The following is an 18,873-nucleotide window of genomic DNA, read 5'->3' as shown; positions in this document are numbered from 1 at the left end:
GACAGGACACGCATTACTGAGCGGCCAGGGCCGAGAGTCGTAACTGAATATCCTGATCGAGATTGGCAATCCAGCGGTTGTAGTTATTGTGGATCTCGCCCTGCCCCGCTTTCAGGTTCTCACTGCTGACATAATCGATGCGGTAGTTCTGGCTGGTATACGTGATGCGAATAGTCGCGACGAAATCACGCTGGGCCAGACGACCATTGATCACGCCAGGCGAAACGGGAGTCATCACCCATTTCCGGCCAATACCTGCTTCAATGATCGCCAGTTTCATCTGGTTGTCGCTGTAACGCTGAGTGAGCGTTTGATTCACGTTATGAATCGGCGCAGTGCGCGCACAGCCGGTTAATAACGCAGCGACCAGGGCCAGAGTAAAAACTGTTTTTATATTCATGGTGAATCCCTTCATTTATTTTTTATATCAGTAAGTTAAACGGATAGTGCGCCTCGCGCAGGCTAAGCTTTCAGTGCGATTTTCAGTCTGGCTGGCTTAAAACCCGCGCATGATACCACCGAATGTAAAGACAGGTAAGCAGAAGTATGCATAGGTTTTAGAGGGTTATTCAGGGGATTAAAGCGGGGGAATAGGCGCAGTCGCCGCGGCAACTCAGAGGCCGATCCCGGCCGCATAAACTCTGGCTGCGGCTGGATCGGTCTGAGGATTACTGCGTGGAGGCGGGTGTCCAGCCACCGCCCAGCGCGCGATAGAGATCGATCTGCGCCAGCAGCAGGTTATTTTTGACAGTCACCCGATTCAGCTGCGTTGAAAACAGGGTGCGCTGCGCATCGAGTTCATCCAGATAGGAGGCGTAGCCGTTCTGATAGCGATTGCGGGCAATGCGCAGCGCCTCCGTCACATAGGCTTCCTGCTTTTGCAGCTCCTGAAGTTGTGCCTCACGCTGCCTGATAGCGTCTATTGCATCGTTAACTTCCGAAAAGGCGTTGCGCACCACTTTTTCATAGCCATACAGTGCCTGATTTCGCGTCGCCATTGAGACATCCACCTGCGCCGTCAGCGCTTCACGGTTCAGCAGCGGTGCCAGGATGCTGCCGCCCACGCTCCAGAGCCGGAACGGATCATCCGCGAGCTGGTGCAGCACCGAACTCTGCAGAGTGCCGGTCGCGGTGAGGTTCAGTCCCGGCAGCAGCTTAGCCCGCGACGATGCCAGACTGGCATCTGCGGCCAGTAACTGACGCTGCGCCTGCACAATATCCGGACGGCGATTAAGCAGCTCTGATGGCAGCAGCGACGGCATCCGCTGCGGTGAAATCTGGTCAAACTGCTGACGACGGGCGATGCTGCGCGGGTTCATACCGACCAGCAGGCTCAGCGCATTCTCCTGCTGAGTGATCTGGTGCTGCAACTGGGGCATCTGCGCTTTGGCCGACTGATATTCCGAGGCGGCCTGCATCCACTCCAGCCTGGAGGTGTAGCCGGTTTCAAACTGACGCTGTGCCAGCTTCAGCGAATTGTTGCGGGTCGCCAGCGTCGCCTCTGTGACCCGCAACTGCTCATCCAGCGCGCACAGGTTGAGATAACCTGACGCCACCGAACTGGCGATGGTGAGCTCGGCGGCAGAAGCGGCGGCCTGCTGCGCCGCTAAACTCGCCTGCGATGCCGTGATGCTGCTGCTGCGTGCGCCCCAGAGATCAACCTCGTAGTTCGCCTGTAATAAGCCCTGAAAAATATCGGTTTCATACGGCTGGCCCGTCACTGACGAGAGCGTACGCTCCCGGGTCGCGGCCACACCGGCGCTCAGGGTCGGAAAATTATCGCCCTGCGTGGCGCGCAGCTGGGCGCGATACTGGTCAACCCGGGATCGCGCCGTGAGGATATCAGGGTTATTGCGCAGTGCCTGCGTCACCAGCCGGTTGAGATTTTCATCATGAAAAGCGCGCCACCACTCCGCTTCCGGCGCAGCAGATGGCCCGACACTATTGCGCCACGCGTCGGGGATCGGCAGAGAGGCCGGTGCCTTTTCAACCTGGGTGGCGCAGCCTGTCAGAAGGAGTGCCAGTGCACTTATCATTAAGCCACGCCGCATCATGGCGCGCCCTCACCAGCGGGTTGTGCGGCGGTGTCGATGTTTACTTCAACCGACATACCCGGGCGTAACTGATGCATATTCTGGTCATTGATGCGGATGCGAACCGGAATGCGCTGCGCAATTTTAACGAAGTTACCGGTGGCGTTGTCGGGCGAAATCGCGCTGAACTCTGAGCCTGCAGCCGGAGAGATAAATTCAACCTGACCCGTAAAGCGTTTGCCATCCAGCGCATCGACCCGAATCGTCACCGGCAGGCCAGGACGAATATTTGCCAGTTGCGTCTCTTTAAGATTCGCGATAATCCATTTGTGATTGGTCACTACCGAGGTCAGGCGCGTACCTGCCGTGACATAGGCGCCGGTGCGCACCGCCAGTTGACCGAGCTGGCCATCATCAGGCGCGGTAATCCGGGTATTCGCCAGATCGATCTCCGCCAGCTCCAGCGCGGCGCGGGCGCTGTCGACATCGCCTTTCAGCGCGTCGCGGTTAACAATGACGGTTTGCAGATTCTGTTGGGCGACGGCGATCTGCGCCGCAGCCTGACGCACCTGCGCCTGCGCCTGGGCGTTTGCGGCTCGGGCGGCGTCGCGCTCGCGGACCGACAGGGATCCATCCGCCGTGAGATTTTCGACGCGCTTCAGATCGAAGCCGCTTTTCAGCGCCTGTGCTTTAGCATTCTCCAGCGCCGCTTTATTGCTCTGGATGGTCGCTTCTGCGCTGCGCCGCTGCTGCTGGTTATTGTTCAGCGCCGCCTGTTTCATCGCCAGTTGTGCCTGCGCCTGATGCACCCGCTGGCGATAGATACGATCGTCAATCGTCATCAGCAACTGTCCTTTTTTCACCGGCTGCAGATCGATCACCTCGACTGAGGTGAGATAGCCATTGACCTGCGGACTGATAAAGGTCACCTGGCCGCGCACATAAGCATTCTCGGTACTTTGTATTGCGCTGGTGAAGGGCCAGAGTTGCCAGGCGTAAAGAATAACCAGTACACCAATCACCACAATGCCGCTGCCTGCGGCGATAGAAAGAATACGGCGGCGATTCGCGCGTTCGCGTTCCGCCGCCTGAAGCTCATCCTGCTGACTCATTGTTTCTCCGTTGATTCCTGTAATGCGGCCAGCTGTTGCTGCTCACGCAGGTTAAATTGCGCCTGACGCCAGTCAAGATAACGACGACGGGTCAAACGCCAGATCACCCACATCAGGGTGACCAGTGCCAGCGCAGCGGTTAACAGGTAGGTGTCGTTATAGGCGAGCACGTTGGCCTGCAGCGTGGCAATCGTCTGAAGCTGGCTGGTGCTTTGCGCACCGCGCAGAACGTCGTCACCCACCAGCGAATTAAATAGCGCATTGTACTGGCTGAGCCGTTCGGTGACGTTGGGATCGAGCAATGAGAGCTGATCGCCCAGCAGGCTGGAGTGATATTTTTCCCGCCAGACCTGAAACGTGCCAAGAATAGCAGAACCGATTAGCCCGCCGAGGTTCTGACTCATGCCAAACAGCACCACAAAACTTACCAGATTTTTCGGCTGAGTCACCACGCTGCCAATGCCCATCAGCATCGCAGGCGCCATGAAAAAGGCGCTGCTGAAGCCCAGCAGAAACTGGCTGAAATACATATTGCTGGCGCGGGTCAGCGGGCTGGATTGCGCATCCATCAGCGAGGCGATAATCATCACCACCAGCGAGGTGACAATCGGCCAGTTGAGATGATTGGGCTTGATAGTCAGCGCACTGGCGGCGATGCCCGCAATAACCCCGGCCATGATCGCCAGTGCCAGACCGCGCATCTGATCGTTCTGCAAGCCAATCTGCTGCAGAAAGCCGATTGCGCCGGTGTTCTGTTCCGCCAGTACGATGCGGATCATGATCATCACAATGCCCAGCCGTACCATCATGCCGCTGCTGAGCCAGCGGGTATTGATCAGCGGGTTGCGCCGGTTATGCTCAATGACGATCGCAGCGACAATCAGCGTCAGGGCGAGCGCGGTACAGATACCGAGCCACGGCGTGGTGAACCACCACTCAATACGGCCCAGCGTCAGTACGCCGCACAGCAGCGCCATACCGGGTGCCAGCAGGATAAAGGTGACGAAATCCATCTTTTCAAAGGTTTTGATGCGATCGCCCGGTGGCAATTTCACCAGCAGTACCCCGCCCAGCGCAATCAGCGCCAGACCGAGTTCAAACAGATAGAGACCGCGCCACTCGTTGAGCTGCAGCAATTCCGAAGAGAACAGGCGGGCCAGCGGGATAGCCAGTTGCGATACCGTCAGGCCAATTACCAGCGCTTTCAGGCGATGTTTCGCAGGCCAGGCCTGTACCTGATAGTAGATGCCCAGAGAGCTGAGCGCCGCAGCCACCATACCGTGAGCGGTGCGCACAATGATCGCCGAACTGAGATCGTTGGCGAAGAGATGGAAAAACGCCACCAGTACATACAGCACCAGAAACGCCTCGGTAAAGACACGCAGGCCAAACTGCTGACGGAATTTCACCAACAGCAGATTAATAGAGATGTTGCCCATCACGTAGACCGCAGGCAGCCAGGCAATCTCATTCGACCAGGCACCAAAGGTACCCTGCAGGTTGACCAGATTCGCCGTGACCAGCGCGTTACTCAGCGCACCGGTCAGCGAGATGAGTAAACCGATCAGGCCAAACGCCAGGCGTTTTGGCATCGGATGCAGCGGCGTCGAGGGCGATCCCGGCAGCATCGGTTTTTCGTGCGGCAACCACTCGCGTGCAGCGTAGGGATTTCGCTTTGCCACTGCTACATACTTCCCATGCGGCTCAGGAGTTGTTGCAATACGCGCTCGGTCACGGCCAGATCCTGAGGGTCAATATCGGCCAGCATTTCAGTACGGAGTGCGTCAGCCTCGGTTTTCACTTTGGCGAACGCTTCGTTACCCTTTTCAGTCAACACCAGATGACGCTTACGTCGATCTTCTGGCGGCTGTACCCGCATCAGCAGTGACTGTTTCACCAGCCGATCCACCAGCGGTACCATGCTGGCATCTTCCAGCCCCAGCAGCTGTGCCAGCTCGGTCTGGGTCATGCGTTGCGGCTCACTGGCAATCAGCCCGATGGCCATCCAGCTGCTCATGCTTAAGCCGCTATCTTTAAGGTGACGATCCACCGCCAGGCGCCAGGCATGTGCGGTCAGATGCAATAAGTGGGTAAAGGTACGCGTGTGCTGAGACAAATGTTAGCAGCCTAATAGTAAGAGTTCTAATTGAGTGGTGGCGTTATTATACGCAAAGCGAAACGCCAATGAAAAGCGCCGGTTCTGTTAAAAATTAGTGGATCGCGGCAGAATGTCCAGAGGCCGCAACCGGGAGCCGGATAACATGAAACAGGCATCAGCAAACTGGGTCGATCTGCGCCGTGACGCCGTCAGCGGTATTGAGGCGCTACGCGCCCATTTTACCGGACACGCCTATGATCCTCACTGGCACGACAGTTATCTGATTGGCGTGACCGAGCAAGGTGTACAGCAGTTTCATTCGCGGCGCAAACAGCATCAGAGCCGTCCGGGGACGGTCTTTATGCTTGAGCCGGAGGAACTGCATGATGGCGATGCCATCAACGACAGCGGTTTCACCTACCGGATGCTCTATCTTTCGCCGCAGCAGATTGCCCGATACCTGGCACCTGAGCAGGCTGATAGCTCCTCACCGCGCGAGCTACGTTTTGCCGCCACGCTGCGCGACGATCGCTCGCTGGCTTATGTCGTCTGGCATGCGTTTGATGCGCTGTGGCACAACCACCCCGCCATCATCAAAGAAGCGGCGCTGGACCGGATGTTTGGTCAGCTCACTCCGCACCGGCAGTGGTCGCTGCCCGCTCAGCCCCCGGATAAAGATGCCCGGCTGGCGCTGCAGGCGCGTGACTGGCTGATTGCCCATCATGCCGATAATCCCGGCCTGGAGCAGATGGCGCAGCACCTGCAGGTGAATCGCTTCCGGTTATCGCGTCTGTTCCAGGCTCACTGGGGTTTGCCGCCCCACGCCTGGCTGGTGCAGTGGCGGCTGAGCCAGGCGCGTCGTCAGCTGGCGCAGGGCCAGTCCGTCGCCGATGTGGCAGCCGCGCTGGGTTTTGCCGATCAAAGTCACCTTGGCCGCTGGTTTAAACGCGCCTGCCAGCTTTCCCCGGCACGTTATCAGCGCGCCTGCACAAATCTTCCAGACCTGAGTTAAGCCAGTTGCCACAATGCGCTTTTTTAATCAGGAGAAGCGCAATGCAAGACCCACGCTGTGTGATGATACTCAATGCCGCTCTGCCGCCAGGCAAAGCCACCAATGCTGCCGCCGTGATGGCATTAACCCTGGGACAGCGACATCCGGCGCTGGTTGGCGACACCCTGGAGGATGCTGAGAGGCGCCCTTCTCCCGGTTTGATCACCACCGGGATTCCGGTACTGGCTGCGACTGATGAACAGCTCAGTGCATTGCGGGAACAGTGCGAACAGGCTGAATACGATCTGGTGCTGTTTCCGGAAGAGGGCCAGACCACCACCGATTATCAGGCGCTGAGCGCCGTCCTGCGACAGCAACCACGTCAGCAATGGCGTCTGCTGGGCGTCGCCATCGTCGGCGATAAAAAAGCCCTGCGAAAGCTGACGGCAAAACTGGCGCTATTCAGCTGATTATTTTGCGGGAAGCGGGTCAACAGCTTCCCGTTTTTTCCCTTCTGCCCCACAGCGCCGCTGTTTGTACAGGTTATTTGTACAGATTTCGCTTCGGAATAGTCCTTATAACCTACTGATAACTGAAGAATGGCACAAATTGTTAAAGAATCCATTTGTACAGATTGGGTTTCATTGTATAAGTTTACTGCCACGAGTTGTCATGCGACTCTGTAACGAATGATGCATTTGCGTCGCCTCTGAAGGTGTCAGTGGATTTCCACCTTCAGAGGTTATTTTTTTCTGTTCAATTTGTGACACTGGTACCATCGCATCTGTCCATGCGGTGGTTTTTTTGATCGCTTTTGTCCTGACATCCGAACCGGAATCGGGCTGTTCTGAAGGGCTTACACATGCAATATATTCTTCCCCGGACCAATCAGGAAATTGCTGATTATTTTAACCCTGCCGCCAATAAACCCGCCAGCGAGATGGAGATGCTGGGTATCCTGGTTGCAGAAATTTTGCAGTCCGGCATGCCAGTGAACAATAAAGCGATTATCTCAAAGCTTATTCATCGGCTGGAGCTGGAAAGCGACAGGGAATTACTGGATATCTACCGACAGCTGCTTGAACTGGTGGTCCATAAAACCCCGGACGATTTTTCACTGTAACATCGATTCCATGGAAGGAGTCGCCCGCCTTTTTCTGGTATCTTCGCCGGTCGCCCGGTAGTATCTGCCCCTCACTTTTTATCCTGATCTTCCCGCCCCTCGCGCGGGAGCAAAATAACTAAAGAGCCTGCAATCTTCTATGACTCAAACCAATGATGTTGCCACAACCGACGTTGTGGCGGGCGATATCAGTGTAGGGCGCGTTCTCCGTTCCCCTGCGCTACTGACCCGAGAATGTTTGGCCGGGGTGATTACTGCGCTGGCGCTGATCCCTGAAGTGATCTCCTTTTCCGTTATTGCCGGTGTAGACCCGAAAGTCAGCCTCATCGCCTCGGTGGTGCTCTGTCTGACCCTGTCGATACTGGGCGGACGCCCGGCGATGGTAACAGCGGCTGCGGGTTCAGTGGCGCTGGTTATCGGGCCGATGGTTCATCTGCACGGCGTGGAATATATTCTGCCTGCGGTGGTAATGGGCGGCGTCATTCAGATTCTGTTTGGTGTGGCCGGCCTGGCGCGCATGATGCGTTATATTCCCCGTTCGGTGATGCTGGGATTTGTGAATGCGCTGGGCGTGCTGATTTTCTTTGCTCAGGTGCCGCACGTCTGGGGACAGTCATCACTGGTGTGGCTCTTCTTTGCCGTCACTCTGGCTATCGTGCTGGTGTTACCGCGTCTGATAAAAAGTGTTCCTTCACCGCTGGTTGCCATTGTGGTAGTGACTGCCGTCGCGCTGTTAATGGGCTATCGCATGCCGAACGTAGGCGATGAAGGGCCGATGAGTCCCGGTCTGCCCGGTTTTAACAGCCTGCTGGTGCCGCTTAACCTGCAGACCCTGCAGATTATCTGGCCCACGGCCCTGAGCATCGCCTTTGTCGGGCTAATGGAGTCACTGCTGACTGCCAAACTGGTTGATGATCTGACCGATACCCCCTCCAGTAAGCGTCGAGAATCATGGGGCCTGGGTGTGGCGAATATTCTGGCGGGATTTTATGGTGGTATCGCCGGGTGCGCGATGATAGGTCAGACCATCGTCAATGTTGAGCTGGGCCGGGCGCGCAGTCGCGTCTCCACCGTGGCCGCCGGTCTGGTGCTGCTGTTACTGGTGACCGGACTGAGCAGGATTATGGCGCAAATCCCGATGGTGGTACTGGCCGGGATCATGATGGTGGTGGCTGTAAAAACCGTTAACTGGCATAGCCTGCAACCCGCTACGATGAAACGTATGCCGTGGTCAGAGACGCTGATTATGGTGCTCACGGTAGCGGTGACGGTCTGGACAGGCAATCTGGCACTGGGCGTTCTGGCTGGGGTGATCCTGGCTATGCTGCTATTTGCCCGCCGTATTGCGCACGTTATTCATGCGGAGCGTCAGCTGAGCGAAAATGGCGAGTCGGTGCGCTATGTGGTGCGCGGCCCGCTGTTTTTCGCCAGCAGCAACGATCTGTTCGAGCATTTCGATTATGCCCATGACCCTAAAAAGGTCACTATCGATTTAACGCATGCGCAAATCTGGGATGCGTCCAGCGTCGCGGCGCTGGATGGCATTGAGTATCGCTATCAGCGTTATGGCGCAGAGGTAACCATTGAGGGGCTGGATCCACGCAGCACGGACTTCCATCAGCGCCTGACCGGTAATTTCGGCTAAAAACGCCGTTCTGCTGCCTCTCCGGCAGCAGAACTCACTCAGCCTGTTGCCGCCGCGCGCGGTAGCGGCCAACCATGGTAATCAGCGCCTGGTAGATTAAACCGGCGTAGAGACTTGTCAGAATCGCCAGACCCGGCTCTTTGCCCTGCTGATGCCATGACATAAACCACATGAATACGCCCCACAGTACAGAGAACACCAGCCACCCGCGGACGAACTTCATCATGCCATTCATAACGACTCCTCTTAAATGAAGCGCTACCTTAGCGCGCTCCGGCCTGAAACGCATTGCCAGCATGCACGAGTTGCGAAGCGTCTCAAATAATCGTCGACAATTTGCCATGCATGTTGATGATTTTGTCCTGTCCGGGCGATTTTGTTGCGATTCTCTATACTCAACGTTCCGCTTACCTGATCGGGGAATGATGATGAAACGTACTGCTTATCTGTTATCCACACTGGCTCTTCTCGCCACGCTTACGGCGTGTGCACCGCCACCACCGGGCAGAGATGCCCCACCACCGCCACCACCTGGCGGGCAGCAGCCGGTGGGCGCACCCGGCGGCAGCGGCCCGGCAGGACAACCGCAGGCCTGACAATATTCTGCCAGCCTGCGTTGCGGGCTGGTTAATGCCGGAAGGCGCAGCCGCAGGCTGACATCTCACCCGGCAGCACTTTGCCTGCGTGAGAGTGACGCTGCTGTAATTGCCCCTGCTCTTCAGCACTGCTGTTGCCTGCCTGCTGTCCCAGCCAGCGATCCAGCGCGCGGCCAGCGATCTGCCGGATGTCAGGTGACCAGCTGGTAAGATGCCAGGTTGAACTGCGGGCTTCCTCACTATCGCCAAAACCTGCCACTGCCAGATGGATGCCCTGGCCAAAATCCCGAATAGCCTGCATCGCACCAAAAGCCATCAGGTCGCTTTCACAGAAGAGTGCCTGGATACGTTCAGCAGCACGTGTCTTTTTCAGGTAAGACATCATCGCCTGATAAGCGCAGTCACGATCATCACTACCCACAGTCAGTTCGGCGTTCAGCGCCATGCCCGCCCCCAGCAGAGAGGTGCGATAGCCCTGTTTTTGCGCCAGTTCGCCTGGCTGAGCCTGCATAAAGCCAAACCGCTGATGTCCCTGTTTAAGCAATAATTCCGCTGTCACCTCACCCGCCCGCAGTGCATCCGCCTGCAGTTCAGGCTCAGCGTCAATCTGAAGCACCGGCAAATTGCAGGCATCAGTAACGCGGTTACCGGGGAGTAATAGCAAACCACGCAGCCCGAGCGGTGTAGCCTGCCGGATAAGAGCGGTCAGTGTGGCTTCAGTTTCGGCACTCAGTAGCAGCGTGATAACACCGCGCGCGTTAAGCTGCCGCATCACTTCGTCCAGCATTTTTTGTTGATACGGATTGAGCAACTGGCTGGCGACAACACCGATAACCGGGGGGGCCGCCGGTTCAGTTAAGTCAGGTGTGAAAGGTGTAATCATTGGCGTTAATTCTCTGCGACGGCAAACAATAGCCACTACGATACGGTAAACCACAACGTTTCAACAGGTTACAGAGTTCGACCCAGGCCGCAAAAATGAGTGAAATCGGATGTAATTGGGATGGATCGGCAGAACACCAAAAGGGATAAGGCTGGCATTTACGTAGATGCAGGAGAGGGACCGGGCAGCAGGAGTTGAACCCGCATCGTCAACTCATCAAGAGTTGCAGTAATACCTTTATACCATGCCCGAATGGCGTGCCTGTAAAAGCCGCGCTGTGTGAACAAGAAGCGTAGTACGACTCTCTGACCAGGCAAGCGCAAGCGGCAGGTATTTTTGCAACCGTCGTATGAAATCAAAAAAGAGGTGCCGCCGCCTGTAGGCATTGATTATTCAGCTAACCTTAAGTTTCAGGCAGCCTGTTCCGACCGGGACTTATGGCCAACATTATGCAGAGGTCAAGACTATGCCTTCAGGACAATTTTACGTGGTTGATCAACCCGAACTGAATTTTACCGCCAATTATCATATTGATACGGTCAATGATAAACCCTACCCCTCGCGGATGGTACTGGAGATCCGTAAGCAGTCACAGCCGACCGACGCCTTTGATGATATCAGCATCGGCCATGAAGTGACCTTTGTCTCTTCCAGCGGCGAGGCGCAACGAATGGTGCTGGTGAGTGATACTGATGATGAGCTGGTGTTCAGCTCCCGGGGCTGATGCCAGCTTATACCGCTAAACGGAGGTTGCACTAGTCGTATCCGCCAGATAGCAGGCACAAAAAAACCGCCCTTGGGCGGTTACGACATTACTGCATATTGCTTCTATTTTATTAGATTTTCTTCGGCAGAAATATGGTGCCCGGGGCGGGACCTGAACCCGGTAAATGCTGCCATTAGGCTTCAGCACTCGCCAGAACTCCGCCAGGCAGCAATCCAGCCACCGTAAGTAATCTTCATCCCCTTTCCACTGATTATCTCAACCTAGCGGCTTTACTTTGAAATACGGCGTGTCAGTAACAATCAGGTCAACTGAATCGTCTGCCATGGTTTTAAGCACGCGCAAACAATCGGCCTTGAACAATACAAGACCGGGAGCGGAGACTTTGTGCATTTCGCTAGTTCTATTTAATAGGGTGGGAAGAAACAATAGAGCTATCCTGATGACGGCCCTTAAATAGTTTAAGGCGCGATTTAATGACTAGCGATCATCTAAACAAAAAAGCCCCAGCAATGCTGAGACTCATTTATTGTGGTTGCCTGGCTAGAGGCCCGCCACTATCTGATAAGATATACGCCAGTTTTATGCAAAGTCAAAATTTTTAACTTTGAAAATTCTCAGCTCTTTAGTAAACCGTAGATAGTACTAAATCACGGTGACTTATCGGAGTTGATGTTATGGATAACTATCTGGACAAGAAAAGATTTAACAGTTATTACCTGCTTCAGGCAAATGACGCTGCTCACTATTTGCGGATGACTGCGCGCAGACTTTCATCTCAGCATCTCAAGAACCTTATCTCTCATATGAATTTCAATAATGAAATAGATCGCTTTATTGGAGCGCAGATTCAGGGGGTTAAGGGAGCAAAAAATGAGCATGAATGTAAGCTCTGCCTGTATAATTTACAGGAAGAAAAAAAATTACTTCACCAGCAGGATGCGGCTATCAGGACAGGTACAACTAAAATAGTTGTATCTGCTGAATTGGTAAATAATCACCTCGATACGTGGGGTTATTTTATTAATGGCGTTAGTATTATATTGGCAACCGGACAAGTCCTGGCAGGTGGGAGCATAGTATCTGCATCAATCTTTACCGGGAATATTGTCGGGGTTATTGCTGGGGCATCTCTGGTGCTGCATGGATTAAATAACATTCAGGAAAGTGCCTTCAACATCATCAATAATCGCGATAACACCTCCGGATTTCTTCGTGATGCGTATAGTGCCACTGCAGAATTTCTGGGACTTGAAGCTAAAACAGGAAGCATTGCCTTTAGCTCTATGGATCTAATGCTGTCAGGCTACGGGTCAGGTCGGATGGTATTGAAGCCTGATGCCTGGCGACTTTTTCGCTTTATACCAACTGACTATATTCGTAGTATAAAGACAATGGGTGCGCCTGCATTGGCGATTGAGGTGCTGGGTGACGGGCTGACGATCAAGTCTATTTATGAAAAATCATAATGGTGCCTGGCGTTAAAATTTAATTCTCTTTCTATTTACAATCAACTTAGCTCCTAATCTCATGGGAGCTATCATCATAAATATGATAACTGCTATTATGTACGCGATACAGTATGCATAAAAATATTCAATATCTTTTCTATAAAACTCCATAACGCCTATTGCTGTAGTCAAAGCAATCAGCAAAGCCATACCCAAAAATACACGAACAAGCCGCTTGCACGTTTCTGGAACACTCATTCCTTCCCGTTGAGCCAGCCCCGATATATAGGTTATATCCCGTTTTGTCAGACTATCAGTGTTTATATTATCCATAACTTACGCCCTCTTCGTTTCAACAATGGCAATATTAACCCGAATACGTTGCGCGATGTAGTATTTTTTGACGCCAACCAACTTCCGAAAGGAGTATCGCAGCCTTACGGAAGAAGTTAAAATAAAATCAGAATTATGCCCGAGCGATCATCTGAAAAGTTAAATCAGCGTAATTTTCTTCAATTTCACTCTTCGCCACCAGCTTATCAAAGAATGGTTTCCAGTTCCGCGAACAGGACGACTGCGTAAAGTCTGGCACCAGCACGTTGATAGCTCTGAATACAGTGCTGGATGGAATACGACGATACCCACGCCCGGTGCAGCGCTCACACTTTTTATCGACCGGCGCACCACAGCGAGCAGATTCCGACATGTCCCGCACGCGCCCTGTTCCGTTACAGCGGCAGCGTGCAGATTCCCGACCCTTCCCATCACAGTGATCGCATTTCTCTCTGACCAGCTCAGATTTAATTCGAGGCGGTATTTTTTCCTCACCATCCACCGAGCTGATATAGCCCGGATACTTAACAACGTCACGAATCACTTCTCGGATTCCGGTCCCTTTACAAAGTCGGCATGGTGCCGTTGATAATGCTCAACGAACATATTCATCAAATGCAAGTTTCGACAGAATGACCAGGCAGTTTTTCAACTTTGGCCCAGCCGCTTTACGGAGCATTTTCGGTGCAGTCAGGTGGCCATTAGTGAACGTCCCGTGAACTTTAACTAAGACACGCTTCGCCAGGTTCGCGAAGACAGAAATTGAAATTAAACATCGATAGGCCGTGACCTGTCACGGCTCAGCAGACCTGTTGCAGCAGGTTATGTGGAGAGAACGAGATGTCTGATATTGAAAACGTGATAATTTCTGATGCCGATATCGAAAAAATAATCGGCTATAAAATCCCCTCAAAACAATGCCAGTGCCTGAAACAAGCGGGTATATTTTTTGCGGTCCGCCGTGATGGTCGCCCCAGAACTACATGGCAGCATTTCAACGATCCTATTTCATCAAGAAAAGCCCCGGAAACTAATCAACATGAACCCAACTTTGGAGCGTTGGATTAATGGCACGCGTTCGCAAAAACGCTGCAGGTGCCTGGATGCTGCCACGCGTTTGTCGCGGTAAGTCAGCTTATGAGTTCCAGCCCAAAAACGGGGGTGCTATACGCCTCTGTGCGCTGGATGCTGCCCAGTCTTCTGTATGATGGGCAGCATATGAGGCGCTGATAAATGAGATACCTGATGACAGGCTGCTGGCGTCACTGGCTGAGCGTTTTTTCAGATCGGCTGATTTTTCGAATTAGCACGCGAAACACAGCGGGACTACCTGAAATATTCAAAAAATGTTTTAGCTGTTTTCGGGGCATTGCCATCTGATGCAATCCGGCCTGAGCACGTCAGAAAGTACATGGACAAACGCGGATTAAAAAGCCGGGTGCAGGCCAACCGGGAAAAAGCGTTTATGTACCGCTGGGGCTAAGAGCGTGGCATGTTCAAAGGTAATCCCACCAAAGGAGTTAAGAAGTTCAAGGAGGCGTCCAGGGATCGGTATGTGACCGATGCGGAGTACCAAGCTCTCTATTCATGCGCGCCTGATGTGGTGAAGATCGCTATGGAATTAGCCTACCTCACCTGCTCCCGTCAGGGTGATATTCTCGCAATGAAAAAGAGCCAGATCATGGATGAGGGCATACTGATCAAACAGAGTAAAACCAGTGTTGCTCAGATCAAGGCGTGGTCGCCACGGTTTGCAGCAGCAATCAAAATGGCTGCCGAATTGCCGCTCAAACCAGGGATGAGCAGTATTTTCATCATCCACCAGCCTAATGGTTCTGGCTACACCCGGGACGGGTTTAATAGCCGCTGGAGTGCTGCACGTGAAGCGGCAAAGCTCAAATTTCCAGAACTACTTTTTGATTTCACTTTTCATGATTTGAAGGCAAAGGGTGTGTCTGATCTGGAGGGGGATTTGTACGAGAAGAGAGCCATTACGGGGCATAAAAACGTGGAGCAGACTGCGACTTATGACAGAAAAATAGTGGTGGTTTCCGTAGTTGGCGGACAGGTGAAAGAGAAATAATATTAGGAGTGGATATTAGGAAGCTGAATTCAGGCACAAAAAAACCGCCTCTGAGGGGCGGTCATACGACACTGCTTATCATTGATTTTATTGGTAATTCGATATGGTGCCCGGGGCGGGACTTGAACCCGCACAGCCTTACAGCCGAGGGATTTTAAATCCCTTGTGTCTACCGATTTCACCACCCGGGCAGGGTGTAACTGGAGGCGCGTCCCGGAGTCGAACCGAGGTACACGGATTTGCAATCCGCTGCATAGCCACTCTGCCAACGCGCCTTAAACTGATGTGCCGTCAGGTTAACCTGACCTGCGAATCTGGAGCGGGAAACGAGACTCGAACTCGCGACCCCGACCTTGGCAAGGTCGTGCTCTACCAACTGAGCTATTCCCGCAATTCAGCAATTTCGTCGAACCTGCTGATTTTATTTATCTTCTGGCAGCCTGGCTGCCGTTCGATGCGATGCATTCTACTTAGATGACGCAATGAGTCAATAAAATTATCCTCACAGCGCGTCCGTTTGCTGCTTTTTAAATCGTATCGATCACGGTTCGAGCAGATCGCCGCGCGCGGCGCTTAAATACTGGAACATAGACCAGAAAGTCAGCACGGCAGCAATGTATAACGCTACCACACCTATCGCCACGACAGTGGCATCAGGACGCCACAGCAAGGCAAACAGTGAGAACATCTGGGCAGTGGTTTTCACTTTACCAATCCAGGAAACCGACACGCTGCTGCGTTTACCAATCTCCGCCATCCATTCACGCAACGCAGAGATAATGATCTCGCGTGCAATCATGGTGGCAGCGGGCAGCGTAATCCACCAGGCGTGGAAATGTTCAGCCACCAGCACCAGCGCAATGGCCACCATCACTTTATCCGCTACCGGATCGAGAAACGCACCAAAGCGTGTCGTCTGCTTCCAGCGGCGCGCCAGAAAGCCATCAAACCAGTCGGTGATGGCAGCAAAAACAAAAATCAGTGCAGTCGCCAGCGGCGCCCAGGTGAACGGCAGATAGAAAGCCAGCACAAAGAACGGGATGAGCACGACTCGAAACAGGGTGAGACACGTCGGGATGTTTAATTGCATATGCCGGTAACTGTCTGGATATAGGTAGAATTTAGCCTATGTTCCTACATTGCCCCCCCCGTTTCAATGCTAGTGTTTCAACGAGTAGTATATTTTTTCTGCCAGGGCATGTGAGATACCGGGTACATTGGCAATCTCCTCCACCGACGCATTCATCAGCGGTTGCAGGCCCCCCATGTACTTGAGCAGTTGCTGACGCCGTTTCGGCCCCACCCCTTCGATGCTTTCCAGTGCGCTGGTGTTCTTTACTTTGGCCCGTTTTTTACGGTGGCCTGAAATGGCATGATTGTGAGCGTCATCACGAATATGCTGGATCACATGCAGCGCAGGTGCATCGGGTGGCAACGAAACGCCCTCACCTTCCGCTTCAAAGAACAGCGTCTCCAGTCCGGCTTTACGATCGCTGCCTTTCGCTACGCCGAGTAAAATTGGCCGGCTTTTGTCCCAGGGTACATCCAGTTCCGCGAAGACCTGCTTCGCCTGAGACAGCTGGCCCTTACCGCCATCGATCAGAATCACATCCGGGATCTTATCTTCTTCAATCGCTTTACCATAGCGGCGGCGTAGCACCTGATTCATGGCGGCGTAGTCATCACCCGGCGTAATGCCGCTGATGTTGTAGCGACGATAATCGGCACGCAGCGGGCCATTCTGGTCGAACACCACGCAGGAGGCGATGGTCTGCTCACCCATGGTATGACTGATATCGAAACACTCCATGCGTTTAATTTTGTCCAGCTCAAGAAACTCCGCCAGCGCCATCAACCGCTGATGAATCGTGGAGTGCTGTGACAGCCGCGTGGTTAACGCCGTCGCGGCGTTGGTGCGCGCCAGTTTGAGATAACGGGCGCGATCCCCACGCGGCTTGCTCTGGATACTCACCCGACGCCCGGCCAGTTCACTGAGCGACTCAGCCAGCAGTTCACGCTCTGGCAAGGTGAAGTCCAGCAGAATATCGCCAGGCAGCGTGCGTGCCTCACTGCCCTGCAGGTAGAACTGCCCGACAAAGGTCTGAACGACCTCAGCCAGATCGGTATCGACGGGCACTTTCGGGAAGTAGCTGCGGCTGCCCAACACTTTGCCCTGACGGATAAACAGCACGTGGAGACAGGCCATGCCCGCTTCATAAGCCACCCCCATCACATCAAGGTCATCACCCTGATTCGAGACAAACTGCTTTTCGGTGATCCGTCGCACAGCCTGAATCTGGTCGCGCATGCGTGCCGCCTCTTCAAAGCGCAGGCCCGTGCTCGCCTCTTCCATCCGTTTGACCAGTTGGTTGAGAACCTGATCGTCTTTACCCGCCAGGAACAGACGTACGTAATCGGTCTGCTGTGCATATTCCTCCTCACTGACCAGCCCCGCGACACAGGGACCCAGACAGCGGCCAATCTGATATTGCAGACAGGGCCGGGAGCGATTGCGGTAGACGCTGTTTTCGCACTGGCGGATAGGGAAGACTTTTTGCAGCAGCCCCAGCGTTTCACGCACCGCATAGCCGTTGGGGAACGGGCCAAAGTATTCGCCTTTGGCATGCTTTGCACCACGGTGCATCGCCAGTCGCGGATGGGTATCGCTGCTAAGAAAGATGTAGGGGTAAGATTTATCGTCGCGCAGCAGCACGTTGTAGCGCGGCTGGTAGAGCTTGATGTAGTTATGCTCAAGCAGCAGCGCTTCGGTTTCGGTGTGGGTTACGGTGACATCGATGTGCTGGATATTGCTGACCAGCGCTTCGGTTTTGCGGCTGCCGACCTGAGCGCGGAAGTAGCTGGTGAGACGCTTCTTCAGGTCTTTGGCTTTGCCTACATAGATGACGGTGCCTGAGGCGTCATACATGCGGTAAACACCGGGCTTGCTGGTTACCGTACTCAGAAAGGCTTTGGAATCAAAAACGTCATTCACTACTGATTAACGGCTCCGCATTATAGAGGCCATGTCGAATGGCCAGATGCGTTAACTCTACGTCGCCACTGATATTCAGCTTACTGAACATCCGGTAGCGGTAGCTGTTAACGGTTTTAGGACTGAGATTTAACTGCTCGGAAATTTCCGTCACCTTTTGTCCACGGGTGATCATCAGCATAATCTGCAATTCCCTTTCCGACAAACAGCTAAAGGGGGATTCCGCTTTTTGTGGCTCTATCTGGCTCAGCGCCATCTGCTGTGCGATATCTGAAGCGATGTAGCGCTGTCCGGCATTGACCGAGCGAATCGCATTGATCACCTCCTGCGGCGCAGCTCCTTTACTGAGGTAGCCTGCAGCCCCCGCCTGCATCACTTTCGCAGGCAGCGGATTTTCCGTGTGAATGGTCAGCATGATGATTTTGATATCGGGATTGTAACGCACGATTTTGCGCGTCGCCTCCAGTCCACCAATACCCGGCATGTTCATATCCATGAGGATTACATCAACCTGATTGGCACGACACCACTTAGCCGCATCCTCGCCACAATTGACTTCTCCGACCACGGCCAGACCTTTGACATCCTCCAGGATGCGACGGATTCCGGCACGGACAAGTTCATGGTCATCAACAAGAAGCACACTGATCAACGGGGAAACTCCAGAGGCTAAAAAAAGAGGAAGCAGTTAACTCATGCAAGCGATAATCATACCCGCTTTTACCTCAAAAGCACATCAACAAAGCAAAACAGTCGCCGCTTTACATACCGCTTTTCAGCCCCATCCAGCCAGCAATAACAGAGATTTC

20 protein-coding genes, 4 tRNA genes and 2 pseudogenes are annotated in these 18,873 nt (G+C 53.8%); 9 read left to right on the top strand and 17 right to left on the bottom strand.

Features of this window, described 5'->3' with window-relative positions; all coding sequences use genetic code 11:
* Positions 1-13: 13 nt before the first annotated feature.
* The 5 genes from AC0T7J_RS09545 to AC0T7J_RS09525 all read right to left on the bottom strand — a co-directional run bounded on the left by AC0T7J_RS09545 (position 14) and on the right by AC0T7J_RS09525 (position 5,261).
* Positions 14-400: a hypothetical protein gene (locus tag AC0T7J_RS09545; protein ID WP_473793696.1), complete on the bottom strand. Its 387-nt coding sequence runs from the start codon at positions 398-400 to the stop codon at positions 14-16.
* A 268-nt stretch (positions 401-668) separates the two neighbouring features.
* Positions 669-2,054 (bottom strand): efflux transporter outer membrane subunit, encoded by a 1,386-nt coding sequence (locus AC0T7J_RS09540; protein ID WP_473793695.1) that lies wholly within the window; start codon positions 2,052-2,054, stop codon positions 669-671.
* The gene (locus AC0T7J_RS09535) at positions 2,051-3,145 is read right to left on the bottom strand and encodes an HlyD family secretion protein (RefSeq protein WP_473793694.1); all 1,095 of its coding nucleotides are present in this window, start codon (positions 3,143-3,145) and stop codon (positions 2,051-2,053) included. Before AC0T7J_RS09535 ends, AC0T7J_RS09540 begins: the two co-directional genes overlap by 4 nt.
* The gene (locus AC0T7J_RS09530; protein ID WP_473793692.1) at positions 3,142-4,827 is read right to left on the bottom strand and encodes an MFS transporter; all 1,686 of its coding nucleotides are present in this window, start codon (positions 4,825-4,827) and stop codon (positions 3,142-3,144) included. Before AC0T7J_RS09530 ends, AC0T7J_RS09535 begins: the two co-directional genes overlap by 4 nt.
* 2 nt (positions 4,828-4,829) lie before the next feature.
* Positions 4,830-5,261 (bottom strand): MarR family winged helix-turn-helix transcriptional regulator, encoded by a 432-nt coding sequence (locus AC0T7J_RS09525; RefSeq protein WP_031594525.1) that lies wholly within the window; start codon positions 5,259-5,261, stop codon positions 4,830-4,832.
* A 145-nt stretch (positions 5,262-5,406) separates the two neighbouring features.
* On the opposite strand from AC0T7J_RS09525, the gene AC0T7J_RS09520 reads away from it, so the two are divergent.
* The 4 genes from AC0T7J_RS09520 to AC0T7J_RS09505 all read left to right on the top strand — a co-directional run bounded on the left by AC0T7J_RS09520 (position 5,407) and on the right by AC0T7J_RS09505 (position 9,002).
* Positions 5,407-6,255 (top strand): AraC family transcriptional regulator, encoded by an 849-nt coding sequence (locus AC0T7J_RS09520; RefSeq protein ID WP_473793690.1) that lies wholly within the window; start codon positions 5,407-5,409, stop codon positions 6,253-6,255.
* 41 nt (positions 6,256-6,296) lie between these two features.
* Entirely contained in the window at positions 6,297-6,704 is a 408-nt protein-coding gene (locus AC0T7J_RS09515) for a DUF2000 domain-containing protein (protein WP_010246471.1), read from the top strand.
* Positions 6,705-7,096: 392 nt separating this feature from the next.
* Positions 7,097-7,357, top strand: a complete 261-nt coding sequence (locus AC0T7J_RS09510; protein ID WP_010246474.1) for a biofilm/acid-resistance regulator YmgB/AriR — start codon at positions 7,097-7,099, stop codon at positions 7,355-7,357.
* 139 nt (positions 7,358-7,496) lie between these two features.
* Entirely contained in the window at positions 7,497-9,002 is a 1,506-nt protein-coding gene (locus AC0T7J_RS09505; protein ID WP_473793687.1) for a SulP family inorganic anion transporter, read from the top strand.
* A 34-nt stretch (positions 9,003-9,036) separates the two neighbouring features.
* Here AC0T7J_RS09505 and AC0T7J_RS09500 read toward each other — a convergent pair whose 3' ends face one another.
* Positions 9,037-9,237 (bottom strand): DUF6404 family protein, encoded by a 201-nt coding sequence (locus AC0T7J_RS09500; RefSeq protein WP_010669807.1) that lies wholly within the window; start codon positions 9,235-9,237, stop codon positions 9,037-9,039.
* Positions 9,238-9,430: 193 nt separating this feature from the next.
* Here AC0T7J_RS09500 and AC0T7J_RS09495 point away from each other — a divergent pair, with 193 nt between their 5' ends.
* Positions 9,431-9,598 (top strand): hypothetical protein, encoded by a 168-nt coding sequence (locus AC0T7J_RS09495; RefSeq protein ID WP_473793685.1) that lies wholly within the window; start codon positions 9,431-9,433, stop codon positions 9,596-9,598.
* A 31-nt stretch (positions 9,599-9,629) separates the two neighbouring features.
* Here AC0T7J_RS09495 and AC0T7J_RS09490 read toward each other — a convergent pair whose 3' ends face one another.
* Both AC0T7J_RS09490 and AC0T7J_RS09485 read right to left on the bottom strand, forming a co-directional pair.
* Positions 9,630-10,481: a substrate-binding domain-containing protein gene (locus tag AC0T7J_RS09490; protein ID WP_473793684.1), complete on the bottom strand. Its 852-nt coding sequence runs from the start codon at positions 10,479-10,481 to the stop codon at positions 9,630-9,632.
* Positions 10,482-10,660: 179 nt separating this feature from the next.
* Positions 10,661-10,733: transfer RNA gene (locus AC0T7J_RS09485), tRNA-Ile, on the bottom strand.
* Between the two features lie 235 nt (positions 10,734-10,968).
* Here AC0T7J_RS09485 and AC0T7J_RS09480 point away from each other — a divergent pair.
* A complete protein-coding gene (locus AC0T7J_RS09480) occupies positions 10,969-11,205 on the top strand; it encodes a hypothetical protein (protein WP_223565690.1) in 237 nt (78 codons plus the stop codon).
* Between the two features lie 162 nt (positions 11,206-11,367).
* Here AC0T7J_RS09480 and AC0T7J_RS09475 read toward each other — a convergent pair.
* A pseudogene (locus AC0T7J_RS09475) lies at positions 11,368-11,598 on the bottom strand (DNA methyltransferase); the annotation flags it as partial.
* Positions 11,599-11,882: 284 nt separating this feature from the next.
* Here AC0T7J_RS09475 and AC0T7J_RS09470 point away from each other — a divergent pair.
* Entirely contained in the window at positions 11,883-12,674 is a 792-nt protein-coding gene (locus AC0T7J_RS09470; protein ID WP_473793683.1) for a DUF4225 domain-containing protein, read from the top strand.
* A 12-nt stretch (positions 12,675-12,686) separates the two neighbouring features.
* On the opposite strand, the gene AC0T7J_RS09465 is transcribed toward AC0T7J_RS09470, so the two are convergent.
* Together AC0T7J_RS09465 and AC0T7J_RS09460 are read right to left on the bottom strand one after the other, a co-directional pair.
* A complete protein-coding gene (locus AC0T7J_RS09465) occupies positions 12,687-12,989 on the bottom strand; it encodes a hypothetical protein (RefSeq protein ID WP_473793682.1) in 303 nt (100 codons plus the stop codon).
* 133 nt (positions 12,990-13,122) lie between these two features.
* On the bottom strand, positions 13,123-13,533 hold the full coding sequence (locus AC0T7J_RS09460) for an antitermination protein Q (RefSeq protein ID WP_473793680.1): 411 nt from the start codon (positions 13,531-13,533) through the stop codon (positions 13,123-13,125).
* A gap of 296 nt (positions 13,534-13,829) precedes the next feature.
* On the opposite strand from AC0T7J_RS09460, the gene AC0T7J_RS09455 reads away from it, so the two are divergent.
* Together AC0T7J_RS09455 and AC0T7J_RS09450 are read left to right on the top strand one after the other, a co-directional pair.
* Complete coding sequence (locus tag AC0T7J_RS09455; RefSeq protein WP_473793679.1) at positions 13,830-14,057, top strand: DUF4224 domain-containing protein; 228 nt, start codon at positions 13,830-13,832, stop codon at positions 14,055-14,057.
* Positions 14,057-15,072: pseudogene (locus AC0T7J_RS09450) on the top strand (tyrosine-type recombinase/integrase). The gene AC0T7J_RS09455 and the pseudogene AC0T7J_RS09450 overlap by 1 nt, the downstream one beginning before the upstream one ends.
* 104 nt (positions 15,073-15,176) lie before the next feature.
* On the opposite strand, the gene AC0T7J_RS09445 reads toward AC0T7J_RS09450, so the two are convergent.
* From AC0T7J_RS09445 to uvrY, 6 genes are all read right to left on the bottom strand, one after another.
* A tRNA-Leu gene (locus tag AC0T7J_RS09445) sits at positions 15,177-15,263 on the bottom strand.
* Between the two features lie 10 nt (positions 15,264-15,273).
* A tRNA-Cys gene (locus AC0T7J_RS09440) sits at positions 15,274-15,347 on the bottom strand.
* A 40-nt stretch (positions 15,348-15,387) separates the two neighbouring features.
* Positions 15,388-15,463, bottom strand: a tRNA-Gly gene (locus tag AC0T7J_RS09435).
* Between the two features lie 150 nt (positions 15,464-15,613).
* The gene (gene pgsA / locus AC0T7J_RS09430; RefSeq protein WP_473793677.1) at positions 15,614-16,162 is read right to left on the bottom strand and encodes a CDP-diacylglycerol--glycerol-3-phosphate 3-phosphatidyltransferase; all 549 of its coding nucleotides are present in this window, start codon (positions 16,160-16,162) and stop codon (positions 15,614-15,616) included.
* 69 nt (positions 16,163-16,231) lie between these two features.
* Positions 16,232-18,064, bottom strand: coding sequence for an excinuclease ABC subunit UvrC (uvrC, locus tag AC0T7J_RS09425; protein ID WP_473793675.1), 1,833 nt, complete (start codon positions 18,062-18,064; stop codon positions 16,232-16,234).
* Positions 18,057-18,716: a UvrY/SirA/GacA family response regulator transcription factor gene (gene uvrY, locus AC0T7J_RS09420; protein ID WP_010246608.1), complete on the bottom strand. Its 660-nt coding sequence runs from the start codon at positions 18,714-18,716 to the stop codon at positions 18,057-18,059. The genes uvrC and uvrY overlap by 8 nt, the downstream gene beginning before the upstream one ends.
* Positions 18,717-18,873: the final 157 nt, after the last annotated feature.

This window comes from Pantoea sp. E956-1 (assembly GCF_982223955.1).
The sequence above is the reverse complement of the archived record's forward strand: the minus strand, read 5'-3'. Positions and strand labels throughout refer to the sequence as shown.

What these genes read in the sequence shown, in the direction of transcription:
- AC0T7J_RS09545 (WP_473793696.1), bottom strand. Translation starts at nt 400, where the DNA reads ATGAATATAAAAACAGTTTTTACTCTGGCCCTGGTCGCTGCGTTATTA.
- AC0T7J_RS09540 (WP_473793695.1), bottom strand. Translation starts at nt 2,054, where the DNA reads ATGATGCGGCGTGGCTTAATGATAAGTGCACTGGCACTCCTTCTGACA.
- AC0T7J_RS09535 (WP_473793694.1), bottom strand. Translation starts at nt 3,145, where the DNA reads ATGAGTCAGCAGGATGAGCTTCAGGCGGCGGAACGCGAACGCGCGAAT.
- AC0T7J_RS09520 (WP_473793690.1), top strand. Translation starts at nt 5,407, where the DNA reads ATGAAACAGGCATCAGCAAACTGGGTCGATCTGCGCCGTGACGCCGTC.
- AC0T7J_RS09515 (WP_010246471.1), top strand. Translation starts at nt 6,297, where the DNA reads ATGCAAGACCCACGCTGTGTGATGATACTCAATGCCGCTCTGCCGCCA.
- AC0T7J_RS09510 (WP_010246474.1), top strand. Translation starts at nt 7,097, where the DNA reads ATGCAATATATTCTTCCCCGGACCAATCAGGAAATTGCTGATTATTTT.
- AC0T7J_RS09505 (WP_473793687.1), top strand. Translation starts at nt 7,497, where the DNA reads ATGACTCAAACCAATGATGTTGCCACAACCGACGTTGTGGCGGGCGAT.
- AC0T7J_RS09500 (WP_010669807.1), bottom strand. Translation starts at nt 9,237, where the DNA reads ATGAATGGCATGATGAAGTTCGTCCGCGGGTGGCTGGTGTTCTCTGTA.
- AC0T7J_RS09495 (WP_473793685.1), top strand. Translation starts at nt 9,431, where the DNA reads ATGAAACGTACTGCTTATCTGTTATCCACACTGGCTCTTCTCGCCACG.
- AC0T7J_RS09490 (WP_473793684.1), bottom strand. Translation starts at nt 10,481, where the DNA reads ATGATTACACCTTTCACACCTGACTTAACTGAACCGGCGGCCCCCCCG.
- AC0T7J_RS09470 (WP_473793683.1), top strand. Translation starts at nt 11,883, where the DNA reads ATGGATAACTATCTGGACAAGAAAAGATTTAACAGTTATTACCTGCTT.
- AC0T7J_RS09465 (WP_473793682.1), bottom strand. Translation starts at nt 12,989, where the DNA reads ATGGATAATATAAACACTGATAGTCTGACAAAACGGGATATAACCTAT.
- AC0T7J_RS09455 (WP_473793679.1), top strand. Translation starts at nt 13,830, where the DNA reads ATGTCTGATATTGAAAACGTGATAATTTCTGATGCCGATATCGAAAAA.
- pgsA (WP_473793677.1), bottom strand. Translation starts at nt 16,162, where the DNA reads ATGCAATTAAACATCCCGACGTGTCTCACCCTGTTTCGAGTCGTGCTC.